The sequence below is a fragment of the Tunturiibacter gelidiferens genome, from assembly GCF_014201335.1.
GTDB classification, from domain to species: Bacteria; Acidobacteriota; Terriglobia; order Terriglobales; family Acidobacteriaceae; genus Edaphobacter; species Edaphobacter lichenicola_E.
Map to the genome: position 1 here is coordinate 23,216 of NZ_JACHEB010000011.1, position 17,798 is coordinate 41,013.

Below are 17,798 nucleotides of genomic sequence, written 5' to 3' on the forward strand. Positions count from 1 at the left end.
ATGGTTGGCTTGACTCATAATACTCGTCGCAAATATCGATTTGAAAGAACTAGTCAGCACTGCATGACGTCGGACCGCTTCCGATCAGCTGACCATCCCTGAAGTAACTGACGAGAAGCGCGTTTATGAAGACTCAGTTTGGCCCCGAGCTCATTCTCCATCAACGCTATGGTCTGTTATCGCTATTTGATCACTTGAGGCGGCGAGTGCATCGGCGTTTATATGCTTGGGCTAAACGCCACTGTCGGCTGCTCAAAGTTTATGCGGATGCATTCGCCAGCCCACCGGCGCGCGCGGCCTCGATCGCGGCGATGTCGATCTTTCGCATCGTCATCATCGCGTCCATAGCGCGCTTGGCTGCGGCGCGATCCGGGTCTGTCGTCGCTGCCAACAGCGCGCGCGGTGTGATCTGCCATGAAAAGCCCCAGCGGTCCTTGCACCAACCGCACATGCTTTCCTCGCCGCCGTTACTGACGATCGCGTTCCACAGCCGGTCCGTCTCGGCCTGATCCTCGGTGAGGATGACAAAGCTGACCGATTCGTTGGGCACGAACTTCGGACCGCCGTTGAGGCCAAGAAAATCACGCCCGCAGACAGTGAACTCGACGATGAGTTCCTGGCCTTTGGGGCCCGACGGCGTGTCCGTGGGCGACGCGCTGGCCTTACCGACGTGACTGTCGGGGAAGGTGGCGGCATAAAATTCAGCTGCTTCGTGGGCTTTCCCATGGTCGAACCACAGGCAGGTAATCATCTTCTTGGACATGTTGCTCACTCCTCTCAGGTTTTAAAACTCGTCGTAAGTTCGACGGCAGCCGCCCTTCTGCGAATGAAAAACGGCTCCGCCTGGCATCAAGTACATTGCGGTTACGATTTTGGTCCCTGCATCAGAGCAAAGTGGCCCTTCTGGTCGTCTGTGGCTTGCAGGATGCGCGAGCCCCCTGGCACGTCCATCGGAGGCATTACGATCTCGCCGCCCGCTTCGATGACCCGTTTCTGGGCCGCTTCGATGTCGTCGACGGTGAAGTAGAACTGCCAGTGTGGCGGAATACCTTCAGGCATCCCGGGGCCTTTGCGATTCATCATTCCGCCAGTGTAGAGAGGCGTGTTGGCGCGGAAGGTCTGATAGGTACCCATTGCACCCATGTCGTGCGCTAAGTCTTTCTGCCAGCCGTAATGCTTGGAATAGTAGTCGAAGGCTTTTGCTGCGTCATCGGTGAGGAGTTCGTGCCAGCCCACATTACCCACCGCCATCTGATCCAAACGAGGCGGAACATCTCCCTTGCCGGGTTCGAAGAGTAGATATTTCACCTCTTGTGGATCCTGCACGACCGCGAAACGTCCGACGCCGGGGATATCCTGAGCCGGCTTCACAATAGTCCCGCCGTCAGCAGTTACAGCCTTCAGCTCTTCGTCGAGCTTCGCAGTGTGAATGTGGCCCATCCACTGAGTAGGAAGTTCAGGCGCACCGGCGCCTGCCCAGGTCATCATGCCGCCGACATCTTTGCCGTCTTTCCCGAAGAGCATGTACGTCATGCCCGGCATGCCGGAATCTTTGATGTCCCAGCCGACGACCTTCTTGTAGAAGTTGACTGCCTTGTCCATGTCATTGGTGACAAGTTCATACCAGATGAATCCGTCCGCCATTTCGCATCTCCCATCGGGCGACGTATCGCCATAAAGTAAACACAGTCCACATACGCTACCACCGGAAAGTGGATACTGTCCACAAGTAGCCATTTCCGCGTTACACTCTCCTTTGAACGGACAATGAAAAAGAACGTCACCATTGAGAAACGCAAGACCTTTCGTCATGGCGATCTGCGCAACGCACTCGTCACAGCCGGGCTTGAGATGGCCCGTGCTGGAGGACCCAATGCAGTTGTTCTACGAGAAGCGACCCGGCGGGCGGGTGTCTCTCCGAATGCGGCTTATAGGCACTTTGCCGGGCAAGCTGAGTTGCTGGATGCGGTGCGGTCGGCATGTCTGTCGCGAGTCGCCGCGGCAATTGAAGATGAGATGAACAAGCACAGAGCAGGACGCGATCCGCAAGCATTTGCGCGAAAGAGTCTGCGCGCGGTAGGCATGGGGTATCTGGGATTCGCGATGAGAGAGCCGGGAATGTTTCGCACAGCTTTCTCGGTCCCACCAGCTGTGCATGAGCAAAACCCTGCGAACACAGCCTCTATGGGATTGAATCCGTTTCAACTACTTTCGCTGGCTCTGGACCGCATGCAGGAGAGCGGCTTGCTCAGTAAGAAGGTTCGCCAGGACGCGGAGTATCTTGCATGGTCGACAGTTCATGGGTTGTCACTCCTGGTACTTGAAGGACCGCTGCATCAGATGCCACGAGAAACGGTGCTCGAGCTAGGCGAGCGGCTGGTGCTCATGGTGGAACGTGGTCTGGGCTAGATTCGGTAACGAGAAACGCGCTCCTCGGAGACGACCGCTATAGTCCTTGTCACTTCCCACAAGCCGACTTATCGCTCTTTATCGGGAGGCACGGGCACTAGCTGCGAGTCCGGCATGAATTTCTGCTCTCTGAAGGAAATACCATTCTGGTTGGGAAGCCGCGATGGTGTCGGCTTCCTGGTATTCCTGATGGGCCTGATCATTAAGACCGATTCCAGCCAACGCATTTGCGAGCGCCAGGTGGGCAAATGCACTTGTGGGCATCTCGTGCACAGCGTCTCTGGCTGGTCCGAGTGCTTGAGAAAACTTTTTGTCGCCATTCAAGCTCATCGCTTCAGCGAGTTGGTTGACGGCGATCACTCTGCTCATGTCAAATGTCCCGGTGTAGACCATGTCCGCCCCACCGATGACGGCGCGCGGCTTGGCTTTCTGAAACACCTCATAAGGATTCAGATCAGGGCGCTCCCACTCGATGCCTGACCAGCTGAGCCCGCTGATGATGAAGATTCCCGACTGGATTCTGGACAACTGCGCTTCGCCCTTGTCCCCGTTCAGCTCGAAGAGATTGGCGATGATGCGATTACAGGCGATACCTGAATGGTCTGGTCTTGCGAAGCCGTCGTAGGCGAACGAACAATCAGAGACTCGATTATCTTTCAACCACGTCGCGACCTGCGGCAGAGCCTGCCCCCAATCGTTGTTTGAGTCCGTGAGGAGATTGTGGCTGTTTGAAACTCCTCCAAAGACTTCGTTGCCGTAAGCGAGCTCGTTTGGAAATGCGACAAGCGATGAAGCAACATGCGCCACTAACAACACTGCAATAGCGAAGCGAACGAAGCGCCCGTTTGTTCGCCAAAGATGAACGATTGCCGCTCCTATGAGGCAGCAGGCAGGTGCGATCGCAGGGAGGATGTGGCGATATCCGATGTTCAGTGTGCTGACCATGCCTGCAAGTAGCCACACTAAGCTGGGAGCCAAAAAGTAGAAGGGCCGTATGTCGAAGCTGTATTTCCTGAACGCCAGAAGAGAAAGGAGAGCGAGGCCGATCATTCCAAGCGTGGTTTTTATCAGGATGACAGAGGGGAAGTACTGCGGAACACCGTGGGGATACAAATGCCCGAAAAGAAATGCAGACTGGCCAGGATCGGAGATGCTGAGGACATCAACGAAGCCATAGAGATACGCCTCTGGGAGTAGATGGTGATGCGCAAGAAATGGGATGGTCTCAAGAATGACGCTGTGATTCTCCTTAGCTCGTGTGTCCGCGATGAAGTCGTTCAGTGACGTGGTCATCTGAGCCCCATCTGGTCTGGCCGCATAGCGAAAGTGATACGTTGCCCAAAGAACCCCGAAGCCTAAAAAAAGAATGAAAAGGACGGCCGCTGCTTCTTTTAATACTTTGTTGGTTCGCACCTGCTCGACGCGGTTCCAATCAAATGCGAGCTCCGCAAGCGCCAAGAGCAAAATAGTCGGCACGATCAGCACGCCAGAGTGCTTTACGGAGAGCGCCAAGCCACAGGAGAGACCTGCAAGAAGAAGTCCGTGAAAGTTGCGTCGCCGGTGAAACAGGAAAAATGACGCCACCGCGAGAAGGCTGGTAGCGGAAAGCGCCATATCCGTGGTGACGAGTGAGCCGTGTGCTACGAGGGTCGGCTCGAAAGCGATAAGAGCGAGGCTCACCAGAGCGCTGAGATCACCGAACATTCTTCGGGTGAAGAAGAAGGCTGTTAGTGCTAGAAGCAATGCAAATGTCGCCATCCCGCGACGTGCGAGTGGAATTACTCGATCGATCTTCGCTTCCACACCCGGACCAGTGGAGCCGTAAAGCCACTCCGCTGAATCCGCATATCCTGACCCCTTAGCCGTCGAAACCACCGGACAAGACCCACTCGGAGCTGGGATCTTCGCGACTTGAAGCACCAAACCGGCAATCATCTTCCCGAGCGGAGGATGCTCTGGATTCACTCCGAAATCGGCGCATTGCCAGTACCGATAGCCTGCATAGGTGTGAAAGCCTTCATCGTTGGTAATGACTTCCCGGTTGGTGACCGCGAGCATTTGCCAAAGAAACGCACCCGTAAGTGCCGCTCCAAGCAGCCAGATAACAGCTGGAAAAGTAGTTATTTTTGTCAATTCAGCTGCCTCAAGTTCGGATAACAATCGTACGCCATACCTCGACGGGGCCTCTCTCGGACGAGCGTTGCGGACACTGATAACGGCATTTAGGAGGATTACTTTGATCGTGGCGGTGCACCTTTGGGAGAGGATCAGTCCTGACAAACGCGCTTTTCGTCAGTTATTCCGGGATGACCCGAATGCCGGAAGTTGCATAGGCGACGAGTTGGGTCGGCGCAAGATCCGCTGCTAAACCCGCTCAATCCAGATCGAAGAAAACGTATTCGGCTCTTCGTCGATGCCCCGATACCCCGGCGCCACCGTCCGAAGAAACGCCTCATCATGATGGCGAATCAACGGAGTCGACAGCGTCACAGAAAACTGGCTGTTCCCGCAAAGCAGCGCATGCAGCAGCATCGACTCGTTCCACCACATCGGCCAGACACTCTCGTAGACCCAGTACTCCGCGGGATAAGGACCGTGATACGGAAACGGTATGTCGTGAATATGAATCAACGGGCCCGAATGCAAAGCCGGCAACACCTCAAGAAATAAAAACGGCACATCCCCATCCACCCGGACGATGTGGCTCGAGTCGATAAACAGCACATCGTCCTTGCCAAGCGAAGTAAACACCTCTAACCCCACATCCTGCACCTCCTGCTGCAGAATGCTAATCCCGGGCAGAGTCTTCAGAGCGACAAACGGATGAGGCTCGATGCAGGTAATCTTCATCGGATAGCCCTCACGCGCGTTCTTCATCGCTGCAAGGCTCGCATAGTAGGTCGACAGCCCCGACCCAACCTCGACATACTGCGCAGGCCTCCTCGCCCGCAGCATCGCGTACAGCACCTCTGCATCGAACCTCGGATACCCCGGCCCAAACCCCAGTTCCAGTGCCTCTTCATACGAGGTGAAGATTTCGGAAAATTCGCCGAGATAGCGGCCCAGCAGATCCGCCAGCTTCGTCTTCATCTTTTCCAGGTCGTATTCCACACCACGCAGAGAACTCGGCCCACTCCATCGTCTCTTCGTAGACTTCAGTGCCTCGCGCGACGGCAGCGGGGAATAGTAGTCGCTCTTCCGCGCCACCACAAATCCGCACCGATCCATCGTCCACTGAAACGCACGTGCAGGAGAATTCTTAACCGAACGAAGCCCTCCATACAAACTCTCCGGTAGAGTCGCCTTCAACAACGTTCTGACTGGCATCTCCTGTGGCATTTCCGACAAGCCTTCCCTGCGATTATGGGAACAAGAGAAAACTATCACTCCCCAATCCTGGTCTTGTCACACCGCCGTCAGACAATCGTCAAATCTTCGTCCGATTTCACCCCAAGACCAATCGACGACCGAAATTTTCACAAAAAAAGTTTCGATTCAGTTGGCGTATTTTTCGACGTCGAAAAACATGCGTCCAAAACACCACGTTTACCATGCAAAACACCACAACTTCACCATCGAAAAACCACGTTCAAAACCACGTTTTTCCCAAAACACCCCTAAAAAGCTCAACAAAAACAGCAAAGCCCCGGGTTCACCGGGGCTTTGCTTTTTTTCTTGAAACAGCTTCTTAGTACATGCCGTCCATACCGCCGCCGCCATGCTGATGTCCGCCGCCGCCAGCTTCCTTCTTCTCTGGGATCTCGGAGATCATCGCCTCGGTGGTCAGCATCAATCCAGCAATCGAAGCCGCGTTCTGCAGAGCAGTGCGCGTCACCTTGGTCGGATCGATGACACCAGCCTTCACCAGGTCCTCGTAGGCGCCCGTAGCGGCGTTGTAGCCGTAGTTGGACTCCTTCGATTCGTGGATCTTGCCGATCACGACTGCGCCCTCTTCGCCTGCGTTCGAGACGATCATGCGCAACGGCTCCTCGATTGCGCGACGGATGATCGTTGCGCCGATCTTCTCGTCGCCTTCAAGGCTCTTGATCACTGCCTCAACTGCAGCCGTGCAGCGAATGAACGCCACGCCGCCGCCCGGGACGATGCCTTCCTCAACCGCAGCACGCGTCGCATGCATCGCATCCTCGACACGAGCCTTCTTTTCCTTCATCTCGGTCTCAGTCGCCGCGCCCACCTTGATCACTGCAACGCCGCCAACCAGCTTGGCCAAACGCTCCTGCAGCTTCTCACGGTCGTAGTCAGAGGTGGTCTTGTCGATCTGTGCGCGAATCTCCTTCACGCGTCCTTCGACATCGCCATCCTTGCCTCCGCCATCAACGATGGTGGTGTTGTCCTTGTCGATCGTCACGCGCTTCGCAGTGCCAAGGTCTTCGATCTTGACGCCCTCGAGCTTGATGCCGAGGTCTTCCGTGATCGCCTTGCCGCCGGTTAGAATCGCGATATCCTGCAGCATCGCCTTGCGACGATCGCCGAAGCCAGGAGCCTTCACGGCCGCAACATTTAAGGTGCCACGCAGCTTGTTGACGACCAGAGTTGCAAGCGCCTCACCATCCACATCCTCGGCAATGATGACGAGGGGCTTGGCGGTGCGTGCGATCTGCTCAAGCAACGGCAGCAGGTCCTTCATCGACGAGATCTTCTTCTCGTAGATCAGGATGTAGGGATTCTCTTGGGCAACTTCCATCCGCTCTGCGTCAGTTACGAAGTAAGGCGAAAGATAGCCACGATCGAACTGCATGCCCTCTACGACATCCAGCTGAGTCTCCATCGTGCGGGACTCTTCAACGGTGATGACGCCATCCTTGCCAACCTTCTTCATCGCCTCGGCGATGATCACGCCGATCTGCGAGTCGGAATTTGCTGAGATGGTCCCGACCTGAGCGATCATATCGCCCGAGACAGGCTTCGATAGCTTGCTCAGTTCTCCGCCAACCGGGGCGCCGTTCTCATCGCGCTTGCCGATGATGGCTTCCACAGCCTTATCGATACCGCGCTTCAGAGCCATCGGGTTCGCACCGGCAGCAACCGTCTTCACACCCTCGCGGTAGATCGCCTGTGCCAGAACGGTAGCAGTGGTGGTACCGTCACCGGCGACATCAGAGGTCTTCGAAGCTACTTCGCGAACCATCTGCGCGCCCATGTTTTCGAGCGCGTTTGCAAGCTCGATCTCCTTGGCAACGGTCACGCCGTCCTTCGTGATCGTCGGAGAACCGAACTTCTTCTCGATAACAACATTGCGACCCTTGGGTCCAAGCGTCACCTTCACTGCGTCGGCCAAAATATTGACACCACGCAAGATAGCCTGACGCGAATCTTCTCCATGCAGAATCTGTTTTGCCATTGTCTTACTCCTGTTACCAGCTCAAAAAGCCGGTGAAAAATGTTTGTGATGAGGCGCCCGAAGCGCCGATTAGCGGCGAAGCCGAGGTATACGGCACGGAGTGCTACTTCTTGAGGATGCCGAGAACTTCTTCTTCGCGCATGATCAGCAACTCTTCGCCGTCGATCTTGATCTCGGTACCCGAATACTTGCCGAACAGGATGCTGTCGCCAGCCTTAACATCCAGCGGAAATACCTTACCTTCGTCGTTCGATTTACCCTTCCCGACGGAGATTACCTCGCCCTGCTGTGGCTTCTCTTTTGCCGAATCCGGGATAATGATCCCGCCACGAATGCTTTCGCCTTCTTCAATGCGCCGAACCAGAATCCGGTCGTGCAGCGGTGTAAATGATGTTGTCGCCATTGCTTTGCATCTCCTTAGTGCGATTTGGCGAACGGCAAGCCGTTCGCGATTGTCAAGCGCAGCATCGGCCATCAACCGCTGGCCGCAGCCGCAAATGAATGAGTGGAACAGGCCACAGGCCCGGCTCGCAAGCAAACCAGAGAGCCGTTAGCACTCAAGCCTTCCGATTGCTAACGATAGTCAGGCCGCTTCCTGTTGTCAACCTGAATACGTGAAATGTGAGTGAAACTCGCGCAAGCCTTATCCAGGCTCTCCCGCCTGGTGCCTATCCGCACAATCCTAGCTCAAAAAGTCGTAAAATGAGCCCATGTCGTCACGTCGCACCGTCTGGTCTCTCTCGATTCTCGTTCTCTTCCTGGCCTTCACATCCTGTCTCCCGGCTAAAGCTCAGGATCAGGATGCTCCCGTAAAACGCGGCCGCAAGTATAAAGCTCCCCCGGCCACCTCGCACATCGAGGTCACCGTCTTCAAGAAGTTCAACGGCAAGCCCATCATGAACGCCGCCGTCGTATTCAATCCCTCTATGGACGGCAAGGACGAGGGCAACCTCGAAGTCAAAACCGACCCCGACGGCAAAGCGACCATCGACGTCATCCCCACCGGCAGCACCGTCCGTGTGCAAGTCATCGCTCCAGGCTTCGCCACCTTTGCCGAGGAGTATCAGGTGGACGATCCCACGAAAGAGATCTCCATCGCCATGGTTCGCCCAAAGGAACAGATCTCCTCCTACGTGAACAATGACGGCAAAGACGCTACCAGAAAACCCGGCGTGCAGGAGCCGATCAGGCCTACCACGCCAGCAACTAAGCCCGCGCCCAGCACTCCTCCTGCAACTTCACAGCAGCCCACGACTCCAAACTCAACACCTCAGCAGTAACGGATAGCAACAAGGAGTTTATGGACAGGCCGCTAACAGGAAAGACTGTGCTCGTAACCGGAGCAGCCAAGCGCATCGGTCGTTGCATCGCCCTGGCTCTTGCCGAGCGCGGCGCGGACGTAGTGATCACCTATCTCGCCTCCCAGGCCGAAGCCGAGCTGACGGTGCACGCACTCACAGCTCACGACGTCGATGCGCTCGCCATCCGCTGCGACCTCCGCAACCCCGAAGATATCCAGCAAACAGTCTCGACCGTCATCAACGACTTCGGCCGCATCGACCTCTTAATCAACAACGCCGGCATCTTTGCATCCGAGGCTCTCGAAGAAATCTCTGCCGACCAATGGGACGCGATGTTCACCACCAACACCCGCGCACCTTTTCTGATGGCCAAAGCCGCATTCCCGCATCTTCGCGCAGTCAAAGGGCGGATCCTGAACATAGGCTCGCTAGGCGGCCTGCACCCCTGGGCTACCCATGCCCACTACTGCACCTCGAAGGCTGCCCTGCATATGCTCTCGCAGACCATGGCCAAGGCCTGGGCCCCCGAGATCAGCGTCAATTGTATCGCCCCCGGTATGATCGTTCAGGGTGAGGTCGACGAAGCCTACGAGCACCTGGCCCGCAAGACCCCGATGCAACGCAACGGCACGGCGGAAGATGTGGCTGCTGCCGCCATCTTCTTTGCAACTGCGCCCCATTTCATCACCGGCCAGCTCCTCGCCGTCGATGGCGGGCTTGGCTTATAGCATCAGTTCCTAAACGCCTAGCACCCTGCGCCACCAGCTCTTCTCTTTGAATTCTTCGTAGAGCTTCAACGGCTCCAATTGTGGAGGCATCGGCTTGCCCAGAAACACCGCCAGAGGATTGGACACGCAGAGCAGGTGCGCGTAGTCCGGGCCATACTTGCTTGCCACCAGCTCGAACGCCTCCCGCATCTTTGGAACGCGCGAGGTTGTATTGTGCGCATCTGTTGCTAGAAAATGCACCCACCGGTTCTCCAGCAGCTCATGTGCCATCCGCTCGGCGCGCTTGCCCATGCGCCCTAGGACAGACCCCGCCGTCACCTGCACCAGCACGCCACGCTGTAGCCACTCCGCCACCCGGGTCTCGTCGCTCTGCAGCGTAGGGTTCCTCTCCGGATGCGTCAAAATCGGCGTCAGACCTGCAAGCTGCAGTTGATAGAAGATCTCCGTGAGGCCTCGCGGCAGGCCGTAGTCCGGGACTTCGACCAGCAGATATCCCAACCCATTAATACTGAACTTCCGGGGATCCAACTTCGCTTCCTGAATGTTTTCGTACGACATATGGAAGTCGCATCCGCGGCCCAGCTTCAGACCCACCGCGTCACGATCGAGGATGCCTTGCAACTCAGCAATCTTTGCGTCAATCTCGGGTGGGTCGTAGAAATACTGTCCGTTCGAATGCGGCGTACAGGCGATATGAGTGATCCCATCTGCCGCAGCCATCTTCGCCATGGCAACAGAGGTCTCGAGGCTTGAAGCACCATCGTCCATGCCCCACAGAAGGTGATGGTGAATGTCAATCATTGCGTAGCTAGGTTACACCACGTCAGGTTGGCCGCAGTCTATCGAGCCGAAGCCAACGACCCCGCCATCGCCTGAAACAGCAACAGGCCATCGGCCGATCCAAGCAGCGCTTCGCTTGAACGGTCCGGATGCGGCATCAACCCCAGCACGTTGCGCCCTTCGCTGAGCACGCCCGCGATATTCTCAAGCGATCCATTCGGATTCGCTTGAGCCGTCACGGCACCCTCGCGCGTCGCATAGCGAAACGCGATACGGTCTTCCTTTTTCAGCGCATCCATTGTGGCTGCATCGCAGAAATAGTTGCCTTCCATGTGCCCAATCGGCATCTGCAACACCTGCCCGCGAGACAGTCCGTGCGTAAACGGAGAGTCGTTTGTCTCGGTGCGCAGAAACGTCTGCTTGCAGATGTAGTGCTGGCTGGCATTGCGCATCAGCGCTCCCGGTAGCAGCCCCGCCTCGCACAGGATTTGGAATCCGTTGCAGATTCCCATCACCAGGCCGCCGTTTTGCGCGAACTTCTTTACTGACTGCATCACCGGCGCGAAGCGTGCAATGGCGCCGGTTCTCAGGTAGTCGCCGTAGGCAAATCCGCCGGGGACGAGGATGGCGTCGCAGCCCTGCAGATCTTCGGAGGCGTGCCAGAGGAAGGTTGCAGGCTGGTGCGCGATCGCTTCGATCACATGGTGGGTGTCATGGTCGCAGTTGGACCCGGGGAAGACCAAAACGCCAAATTTCATACCTTAAGGATAGCATTCGTCGCCCGGGAGCTTAAAAACGGGGGCGAATCTGGAAAAAATTGTGGTTGTGGTGGCAGGTGCGGTTTTACAGGGGGTTTGTGGTTTTCCACCGTTCAAATTGGTGGTTTTTTGCTGGTGAGAACGTGGTGTTTTGCGTGGCTTACGTGGAGTTTTAGCACCACGTTTTTCGGGTGCTAAAAGTACGCCACTTTTTTCAACTTTATTTTTCAGACGGTCCGCTGCGCGCGGGGCGGTCACTTCGTGACTTGTGTACCCCTTCGGTTGGCGCTCCCGTTGGTCGCGATGAATATCTTTTGCCGACCACCGGGAGGCCCGTGACTTAGACCGGGGCGTAGATGGCAAAGCCGCGCGGCGGAGCAGGGAACTCGGAGTTGCCCTCTGCGTCCGTCGTCCGTTCGTCAGGATGCGCGGTGTCGTGTCCGTCCCAGGCGATTGGAGCAAACTTCTGGTTGGGCCACTTCGTCTTGACCGAGGTGCCCGACCACTTGTCGCCGAGGTTGTTCAGCACATAGATCAAGCCCGGCTGATCGACGCTGTCGTCCTTGAAGCCAACCCGCTGCATGATGTAGAGATCGGGATCGGCGTGGAGAATCTGCGAATCGCCACCGGCGTATTTGTGATGAGCGATGACCAGCGCGTCGATGCCGTTTGGAGTCAGCGGCCGCGCTAGCTCGTTGTTGTAATAGTCGTACCAGAAGATGCTGGGATACCCCTCGTGCACCATGATGAACGAGTAGGCCATCATCTTGTCGTTGATGATCGCGTTGTCTCCCATGTCGTGGTTGTCGACAAAGGTGGCGGCGTTCATCGGCCGCTTCATTACGACGGCGCCGCCGTCAGTCAGGTTTCGCAGATCGTAGTTCGGTTTGTCGCAGACATCCTTCAGCTTGTAGCGAAGAGGGAAGTCGAAGGCTGCGATCTGATTGTCCGTGATTTTGTTCACTCTATCGAGCCACCCATCGATGTCTTCGGAGCCCGACCACATCTCTCCGACGACGTAAGGCGCGAAGTCTTTGCCGTCTTTGACGTAGCGATATTTCGATAGCAGACCGATCATCCATGCCCCGAAGCCCTTCACGAAATCGAAGCGGAAGCCGTCAAAGCCAAGCTCTTCAATTAAAAAGCGAGCGTACTCGAACATCGCCGTGTAGACGACGGGGTTGCGATGGCAAAGGTGCGGAAAGCCTGCGAAGTTCTCGCCTTCAATCATCACCTGTTCGTAGCGGCTGGGATGAAAGCAGTTCCAGTCGCGGGGAAACTTGCCGCTTTTTGGATTGAACTTCGTCCACCGCTTCTGACCATCCAGCGGATTGACCTCTTCCTCGTCGGCACCGGAGTTGTGGTTGATTACCATGTCCGCATAGAGGCCGATTCCGTTCTTATGTGCTTTGGCGATCAGCGCCTCGAGCTCAGCCCGGTTGCCGTAGAGCGTCTTCACTCCGCCCTTCTGGTCGAAGTCACCAAGGTCGAAGTAGTCATAGGGGTCGTAGCCGACAGAGGTATGGTCGGAGGCCTTCGAGACCGGAGGCAGCCACAGCGCATTGAAACCTGCCTTGCCCAAGTCCTCTACTTTTTCGGCGATGAAGTTCCACCATTCGCCCTCTTTTTTTTCGTGTTTGGGGGCGTCCCAGTAAAAAGCCTGCATCATGACAGCCATCTTGATCGTGCTCCATTGTTCGCCGTCCGCGCGCGCGTCTTCATTGACCAGCCAAAGCAGCCAGTATTGTTCGCATCGAAGGAAGTGGCTTGGTTTATAGTTCTGCTTCAGCAGGTCAGATGCGCGGAAGGGTGCTCAGGTTGGTATGGACTACCGAAACAGCAACACGACGACTCACCTGAAGACGGCCGGCGGAGCGCTGCTCAACTGGTGGCGAGCTGCTACGCTCGACGCACTTATCGTTGGCGTGTTGTGGCTCATCGGCCTCGAATTGATACGCGTGCCCTTCGCGCCTTTTTGGGCGATCCTTGCCGGCGTCCTGCAGATCATTCCAACCTTTGGCGGCATGATCGGGCTGATCGGCCCTGTCCTCGCGGTAGCTTTCAGCGGACACGATGAGTGGCGACTCGGTCTGGTGCTCGGACTGTATGGACTGATTGTCATCCTTGAAGGGCTCGTCATTGGACCCTACGTACTGCACCGCACCACGAAAGTTCCGTGGTGGGCAGCGTTCCTTGGACCTATTGTGTTGGGCATACTCATCCCGTTTTGGGGAGTGTTGCTGGCGCCCCCGCTGCTGGCTATCGTATTTGCGTTCCGTAAGCCGAGTTCCTCCGCCTAGTCCGTTAGGCAAAGACAGAAAAAGCTATCGTCCGCCGGGACGATAGCTTTTCTATTTCGGTCATGTTTTGTTGAAGCTGTTGTTTAGGCGCGCTTAAGCAGTCTGCGAGACAAGGAACCTGCGAAACCAATCATTCCGGTGCCCAAAAGCAAGAGAGTCCCTGGTTCTGGAGTCGGGGCCACGGAGACATTCACGCTGGTGCCCGAGAATGGTTCTCCATAGGTGTTGAGACCAGTTCCGTTGTGAGCATCGCCTACACCGTAGGTCAGACCGAATCCGGGGACGACGCCGTTACTCCACAGATCAACACTGTAGCCGCCGGCGACGTTGAAATACAGACCATAGATATCGAAATATCCGCCGCCGAAGGGATATGGCGGCTCTGGGTCGCCAGGCGCGGGAGGAGGACAGACTGCGGGGGAATTTCCGCCGGGATAGAAGAGGTTGGAAAACGAATATGGAAGTCCTGCGGAGTCTCCGCCTGGGGGAAGAAAGGTGCCGTCCGGGTTGACGGTGGGCAGGGATGTGCTCTGAATTCCTGTGATGGCTGCGTTTGAGACTCCGGCATTCGTATCGGAGAAGCTACCGGAGATACCGGTGACCTGATACGCGCCCGGTACGCCCGGAACTGCTGTTGGGGAATACGTGATTTCGCCTGAGCCGCTCATACCACCACCGCTGAATGAGAAAGCGTAGGAGTCAGCATGAGCGGCGGGCGTAACGGCAAGTGCAGACACGCCGACGAGAGCCAAGGCGAGAATATTCCAACGAAATCCCTGATTAGCTCTATAAAGAGTTGCGGACACCGCTTTTGGGGCAGACGAAAAGTTCATGTTTCCTCCGATTGGATGCATGGGAAAGAGTAAGAGTGGGACCGCATGAACTTACCTGTGCTGCATGTGCAAAGGATACGCAAAAAATGAGAAAACAATCTCTTACTGTGGGTAATGACAGGTGTTTGGAAATGAATATCTAACTTCGGCTCGTTCAGTCGCCTAATTTGTAACGGGTCTCAGCCAGTCGATAGAGCCGCCGCCACACCAGCCGATTGATCGTAACCACCATGATCGCCATCACGATCGTCGCCAGCAACAGAATTTGAAACTGTCCGCTGTCTGTCGCCGCGCTGATGGTAGCTCCAAGCCCGACCGTCTGCAGCGTTTGATTCTTTAGCCGGAAGTACTCGGCGATGATGCTCGCATTCCACGCGCCGCCCGACGCCGTCACCATGCCTGTGACCAGGAACGGAAAGATTCCAGGTAAAATTACGGTCTTCCACTTCTGAATGGTCGTGAAGTGGAAGAGCGTTGCGACCTCTTTGAGGTCGGAGGGAATCGCCATTGCACCGGCGATGACGTTGAACAGGATGTACCACTGCGTTCCAAGGAGCATCAGTGCAATCGAGCCGATGTTCATGCCGCCGCCGATGCGAATAAGAGCAAGGAGGATGACGGGGAAGAGCGCGGTGGCGGGAACGGATGCCGCAATCTGCGCGATGGGCTGAGCAATTCGTGCCAGTCGAGGATGAAACCCAATGGCAACGCCGGCTGGAATCGTCCACGCAGCCGCGAGAATGAGGGATATATTCACTCTCAGGAAGGTGGCCGCCGCGCCCTTCAGAATGCCGACGAACTGGCTCCCATGTACCTCACGCAGCAGAGTCAACGCCTGCCACGCTGCGTAAAGAACCGCAATCGCACCAACTAGTATGACAAGCCCACGCAGTATCCTGGATACGATTCCGTTCTTTGTCGCTCCGCGATCCGCCTTCGGCGTGCTGGCAGGGCTTGCATCAACACGCTTTTCTGCGAGCCGCCGGTAGAGAATCTCCTCTAACGGAACCAGTGTATTCCGCCCTAAGCTTTGTAGAGCGCGAGAGTGCTGGAACAGATGCAGCATCGGCGAGTGCACACGCGATGCACTCTCCACCTGTTCGAATTTGAACTTGTCGCTCCACGCAATGACTGGCCGCCAGACGAGCTGATCGGTGGCGACGATGATTGCAACCATCGTCAATAATCCCCAGGTGATTGCGGTGTAGTTTCCTGTTCCAGCTGCGGTCTGAAGATATGATCCCAGACCAGGAAGGCGGAAGTCGCGCGTCCCCAGGACGAACATCTCGCACGCCATGAGGAAGAACCATCCACCGGCAACTGAAACCATCGAGTTCCACACCAGCCCAATGGCTGCGTAGGGAAGCTCCAACTGGATCAACTTCTGCAGGCGCGAAAACTTGTAGATGCTTGCGGCTTCAGTCAGCTCTCTCGGAATGCTTTTGATGGACGAGTAGAAGCTGAAGGCCATGTTCCACACCTGGCCTGTGAAGATCAGCACAATCGCGCCCATCTCGACGCCTATCTGCCGGGTGGGAAACAGAGCCACCATTGCCAGCATGACGCCAGGCAAAAAGCTCAGCACCGGAATCGATTGCAGAATGTCGAGTCCTGCGATCATCAGCGGCTCGACGCGCTTACTGTATGCCGCGATGTAGCCGTAGCCGATGGCGAAGATCAGACTCAACAGGTACGCGAGAAAGATTCTCACGACGGAATAAAACGCGTACTGTGGCAGCGCGCGTGGGCTCAGCGAGATGGCGATCTCCGGCTCGGGATGCCCGAACCAGTAGCGTGCAATCACGACGACGCCGTAGAAACAGGCCAGGCCGATACCCGCAACGCAGAGGTCGAGAAATACCGGCCAGCTGCGCTGCAGCACTTGCGAACGCGCCAGCGTCTCCCGGCCTGGGATGTTGCTGAAGCTCTCCGGAAACTTCATCATGCATCGATCTCCGCGGTAGAGCTTGCGTCCGCGTCGTGATGTAACTTTTCGGACTGAATGAAGCGCCGCCGCGAAGCATCGAAGTCGAAGAGTTCTGCGTAGCGGCCCCAGTTGATCGCGGTCTCTAACTGACGCAGAGTTTCGTCTTCGCTGAACTGCTCGTCGAGCATGTCGTGGAAGAATTCCTCGGGCACGCTGCGGTCGCTTTTGGACTCGATTGCGCGCACGATCTGACGCAGGAGCAGAACGTTCTCCACTGCGGCATTGCGAAAGAGCTCCTTCTGCCGCAGAATCTCTGAGTTGGCGTACTCAGCGCCGGTGGAAGTAATGGCCGCGTCACCTTCTGTAACCGTCAGAAAGCCAAGCAGTTGCGCGGCGTCCACAATGGGCAGGAGATCGTCGATCTGAAACGCGAGATCATCCGCCAACCGGTAGATGTCGTCCTTGCCGTTGTGGTCGAGCACCAACTCGAGCAAACCTGCGATTCCACCGGGCCGCGCGTGCGGAAGCATCTGGTAATGCATCTGCCTTTGATCGCGTACGGTCTTTCCGGTCGAGGTCTGTGGTAGCGCCGGCGGCTGTGCATCCGGCTGCGTGAGCACCTTGTAGATGTAGTCGACCAGCTGCGTGAAGGAGGTGGCCTTTCGGTCGCGTGGATGGGGAATCGCGACCTGAAAGTCGGTGCGCACGTGGCCAGGATTTCGACCAAGCACGATGATGCGATCGGCTAGCAAAACCGCCTCTTCGATGTTATGTGTAACGATGAAGATTGCTTGTGTCGGAATCGTTTTGTTTTGCCAGAGCTCTAGCAGTTCGCTGCGAAGATTCTCTGCCGTCAACACATCCAGAGCAGAGAACGGCTCATCCATGAACAATACTTCAGGCTCGACGACTAGCGCGCGCGCGAAACCGACCCGCTGCCGCATGCCGCCGGACAACTCCTTCGGATAAGCGGCCTGGAAGCCGTCCAGACCAACCGTATCGAGGATCTTCAGGCTGCGCTTTCGGCGCTCTGCCGGCTCCATGCCAAGGGCCTTCAGCGGTGCTTCGACGTTCTCGAGCACGGTGAGCCATGGAAAGAGAGCGAAGCTTTGAAACACGATGGAGACGTTCACACTGGCCGTTGCAATAGGCTTCTCGTGCCAGTAAACTTCGCCGGCAGAAGGGGTCGAAAGACCGGTCAACATTCGCAGCAGAGTAGATTTTCCAGAGCCCGACGGCCCAAGCAAGGCAACGATCTCGCCCGCCCCGATCGAAAGATCTGTCGGCGAGATTACCTGAATGCGATTTTCGCTTGGTTGCGCGTAGTATTTTTCGACGCGTTCGGCACGTATGATGGCTGTCTGCATAGGAAATTTGGTGGTACGGATGCGGTCTGAGGA

Annotated in this window: 17 protein-coding genes; 4 read left to right on the top strand and 13 right to left on the bottom strand. The window is 56.5% G+C overall.

Annotation, left to right across the window (positions count from 1 at the left end; translation table 11 throughout):
- Positions 1–259: 259 nt before the first annotated feature.
- Positions 260–763, bottom strand: a complete 504-nt coding sequence (locus HDF14_RS19980) for a VOC family protein (protein WP_183980218.1) — start codon at positions 761–763, stop codon at positions 260–262.
- A gap of 101 nt (positions 764–864) precedes the next feature.
- On the bottom strand, positions 865–1,644 hold the full coding sequence (locus tag HDF14_RS19985) for a VOC family protein (protein ID WP_183980219.1): 780 nt from the start codon (positions 1,642–1,644) through the stop codon (positions 865–867).
- 123 nt (positions 1,645–1,767) lie between these two features.
- On the opposite strand from HDF14_RS19985, the gene HDF14_RS19990 reads away from it, so the two are divergent.
- Positions 1,768–2,409: a TetR/AcrR family transcriptional regulator gene (locus tag HDF14_RS19990; protein WP_183980221.1), complete on the top strand. Its 642-nt coding sequence runs from the start codon at positions 1,768–1,770 to the stop codon at positions 2,407–2,409.
- A gap of 78 nt (positions 2,410–2,487) precedes the next feature.
- Here HDF14_RS19990 and HDF14_RS19995 read toward each other — a convergent pair whose 3' ends face one another.
- The 5 genes from HDF14_RS19995 to HDF14_RS20015 form a co-directional block, all read right to left on the bottom strand.
- Positions 2,488–4,542 (bottom strand): phospholipid carrier-dependent glycosyltransferase, encoded by a 2,055-nt coding sequence (locus HDF14_RS19995; protein ID WP_183980229.1) that lies wholly within the window; start codon positions 4,540–4,542, stop codon positions 2,488–2,490.
- Positions 4,543–4,773: 231 nt separating this feature from the next.
- Positions 4,774–5,736: a class I SAM-dependent methyltransferase gene (locus HDF14_RS20000; protein WP_183980231.1), complete on the bottom strand. Its 963-nt coding sequence runs from the start codon at positions 5,734–5,736 to the stop codon at positions 4,774–4,776.
- A 219-nt stretch (positions 5,737–5,955) separates the two neighbouring features.
- Complete coding sequence (locus HDF14_RS20005; RefSeq protein ID WP_183980233.1) at positions 5,956–6,129, bottom strand: hypothetical protein; 174 nt, start codon at positions 6,127–6,129, stop codon at positions 5,956–5,958.
- A complete protein-coding gene (gene groL / locus HDF14_RS20010; protein ID WP_183980235.1) occupies positions 6,098–7,771 on the bottom strand; it encodes a chaperonin GroEL in 1,674 nt (557 codons plus the stop codon). Before groL ends, HDF14_RS20005 begins: the two co-directional genes overlap by 32 nt.
- Before the next feature lie 103 nt (positions 7,772–7,874).
- Positions 7,875–8,174 carry a co-chaperone GroES gene (locus HDF14_RS20015; protein WP_020713919.1) on the bottom strand — a complete coding sequence of 100 codons (300 nt, stop codon included), beginning with the start codon at positions 8,172–8,174 and terminating at the stop codon, positions 7,875–7,877.
- A 307-nt stretch (positions 8,175–8,481) separates the two neighbouring features.
- Here HDF14_RS20015 and HDF14_RS20020 point away from each other — a divergent pair, with 307 nt between their 5' ends.
- Both HDF14_RS20020 and HDF14_RS20025 read left to right on the top strand, forming a co-directional pair.
- Complete coding sequence (locus HDF14_RS20020) at positions 8,482–9,051, top strand: carboxypeptidase-like regulatory domain-containing protein (protein WP_183980237.1); 570 nt, start codon at positions 8,482–8,484, stop codon at positions 9,049–9,051.
- Positions 9,052–9,071: 20 nt separating this feature from the next.
- The gene (locus tag HDF14_RS20025; RefSeq protein ID WP_183980239.1) at positions 9,072–9,800 is read left to right on the top strand and encodes an SDR family NAD(P)-dependent oxidoreductase; all 729 of its coding nucleotides are present in this window, start codon (positions 9,072–9,074) and stop codon (positions 9,798–9,800) included.
- A gap of 9 nt (positions 9,801–9,809) precedes the next feature.
- Here the strand turns inward: HDF14_RS20025 and HDF14_RS20030 are convergent, their stop codons facing one another.
- The 3 genes from HDF14_RS20030 to HDF14_RS20040 form a co-directional block, all read right to left on the bottom strand.
- Entirely contained in the window at positions 9,810–10,601 is a 792-nt protein-coding gene (locus HDF14_RS20030) for a tyrosine-protein phosphatase (protein WP_183980241.1), read from the bottom strand.
- Positions 10,602–10,639: 38 nt separating this feature from the next.
- Positions 10,640–11,338, bottom strand: coding sequence for a phosphoribosylformylglycinamidine synthase subunit PurQ (gene purQ, locus HDF14_RS20035; RefSeq protein ID WP_183980243.1), 699 nt, complete (start codon positions 11,336–11,338; stop codon positions 10,640–10,642).
- 340 nt (positions 11,339–11,678) lie between these two features.
- Positions 11,679–13,016, bottom strand: coding sequence for an alpha-amylase family glycosyl hydrolase (locus HDF14_RS20040; RefSeq protein WP_183980245.1), 1,338 nt, complete (start codon positions 13,014–13,016; stop codon positions 11,679–11,681).
- A 145-nt stretch (positions 13,017–13,161) separates the two neighbouring features.
- Between HDF14_RS20040 and HDF14_RS20045 the strand changes: the two genes are divergently transcribed.
- On the top strand, positions 13,162–13,638 hold the full coding sequence (locus HDF14_RS20045) for an AI-2E family transporter (protein WP_183980247.1): 477 nt from the start codon (positions 13,162–13,164) through the stop codon (positions 13,636–13,638).
- 83 nt (positions 13,639–13,721) lie between these two features.
- Here HDF14_RS20045 and HDF14_RS20050 read toward each other — a convergent pair whose 3' ends face one another.
- The 3 genes from HDF14_RS20050 to HDF14_RS20060 all read right to left on the bottom strand — a co-directional run bounded on the left by HDF14_RS20050 (position 13,722) and on the right by HDF14_RS20060 (position 17,765).
- On the bottom strand, positions 13,722–14,471 hold the full coding sequence (locus HDF14_RS20050; RefSeq protein WP_183980249.1) for a PEP-CTERM sorting domain-containing protein: 750 nt from the start codon (positions 14,469–14,471) through the stop codon (positions 13,722–13,724).
- A 154-nt stretch (positions 14,472–14,625) separates the two neighbouring features.
- Positions 14,626–16,416: an ABC transporter permease gene (locus HDF14_RS20055; RefSeq protein ID WP_183980251.1), complete on the bottom strand. Its 1,791-nt coding sequence runs from the start codon at positions 16,414–16,416 to the stop codon at positions 14,626–14,628.
- Positions 16,413–17,765, bottom strand: a complete 1,353-nt coding sequence (locus tag HDF14_RS20060; protein WP_183980253.1) for a nitrate/sulfonate/bicarbonate ABC transporter ATP-binding protein — start codon at positions 17,763–17,765, stop codon at positions 16,413–16,415. Before HDF14_RS20060 ends, HDF14_RS20055 begins: the two co-directional genes overlap by 4 nt.
- Between the last annotated feature and the right edge of the window lie 33 nt (positions 17,766–17,798).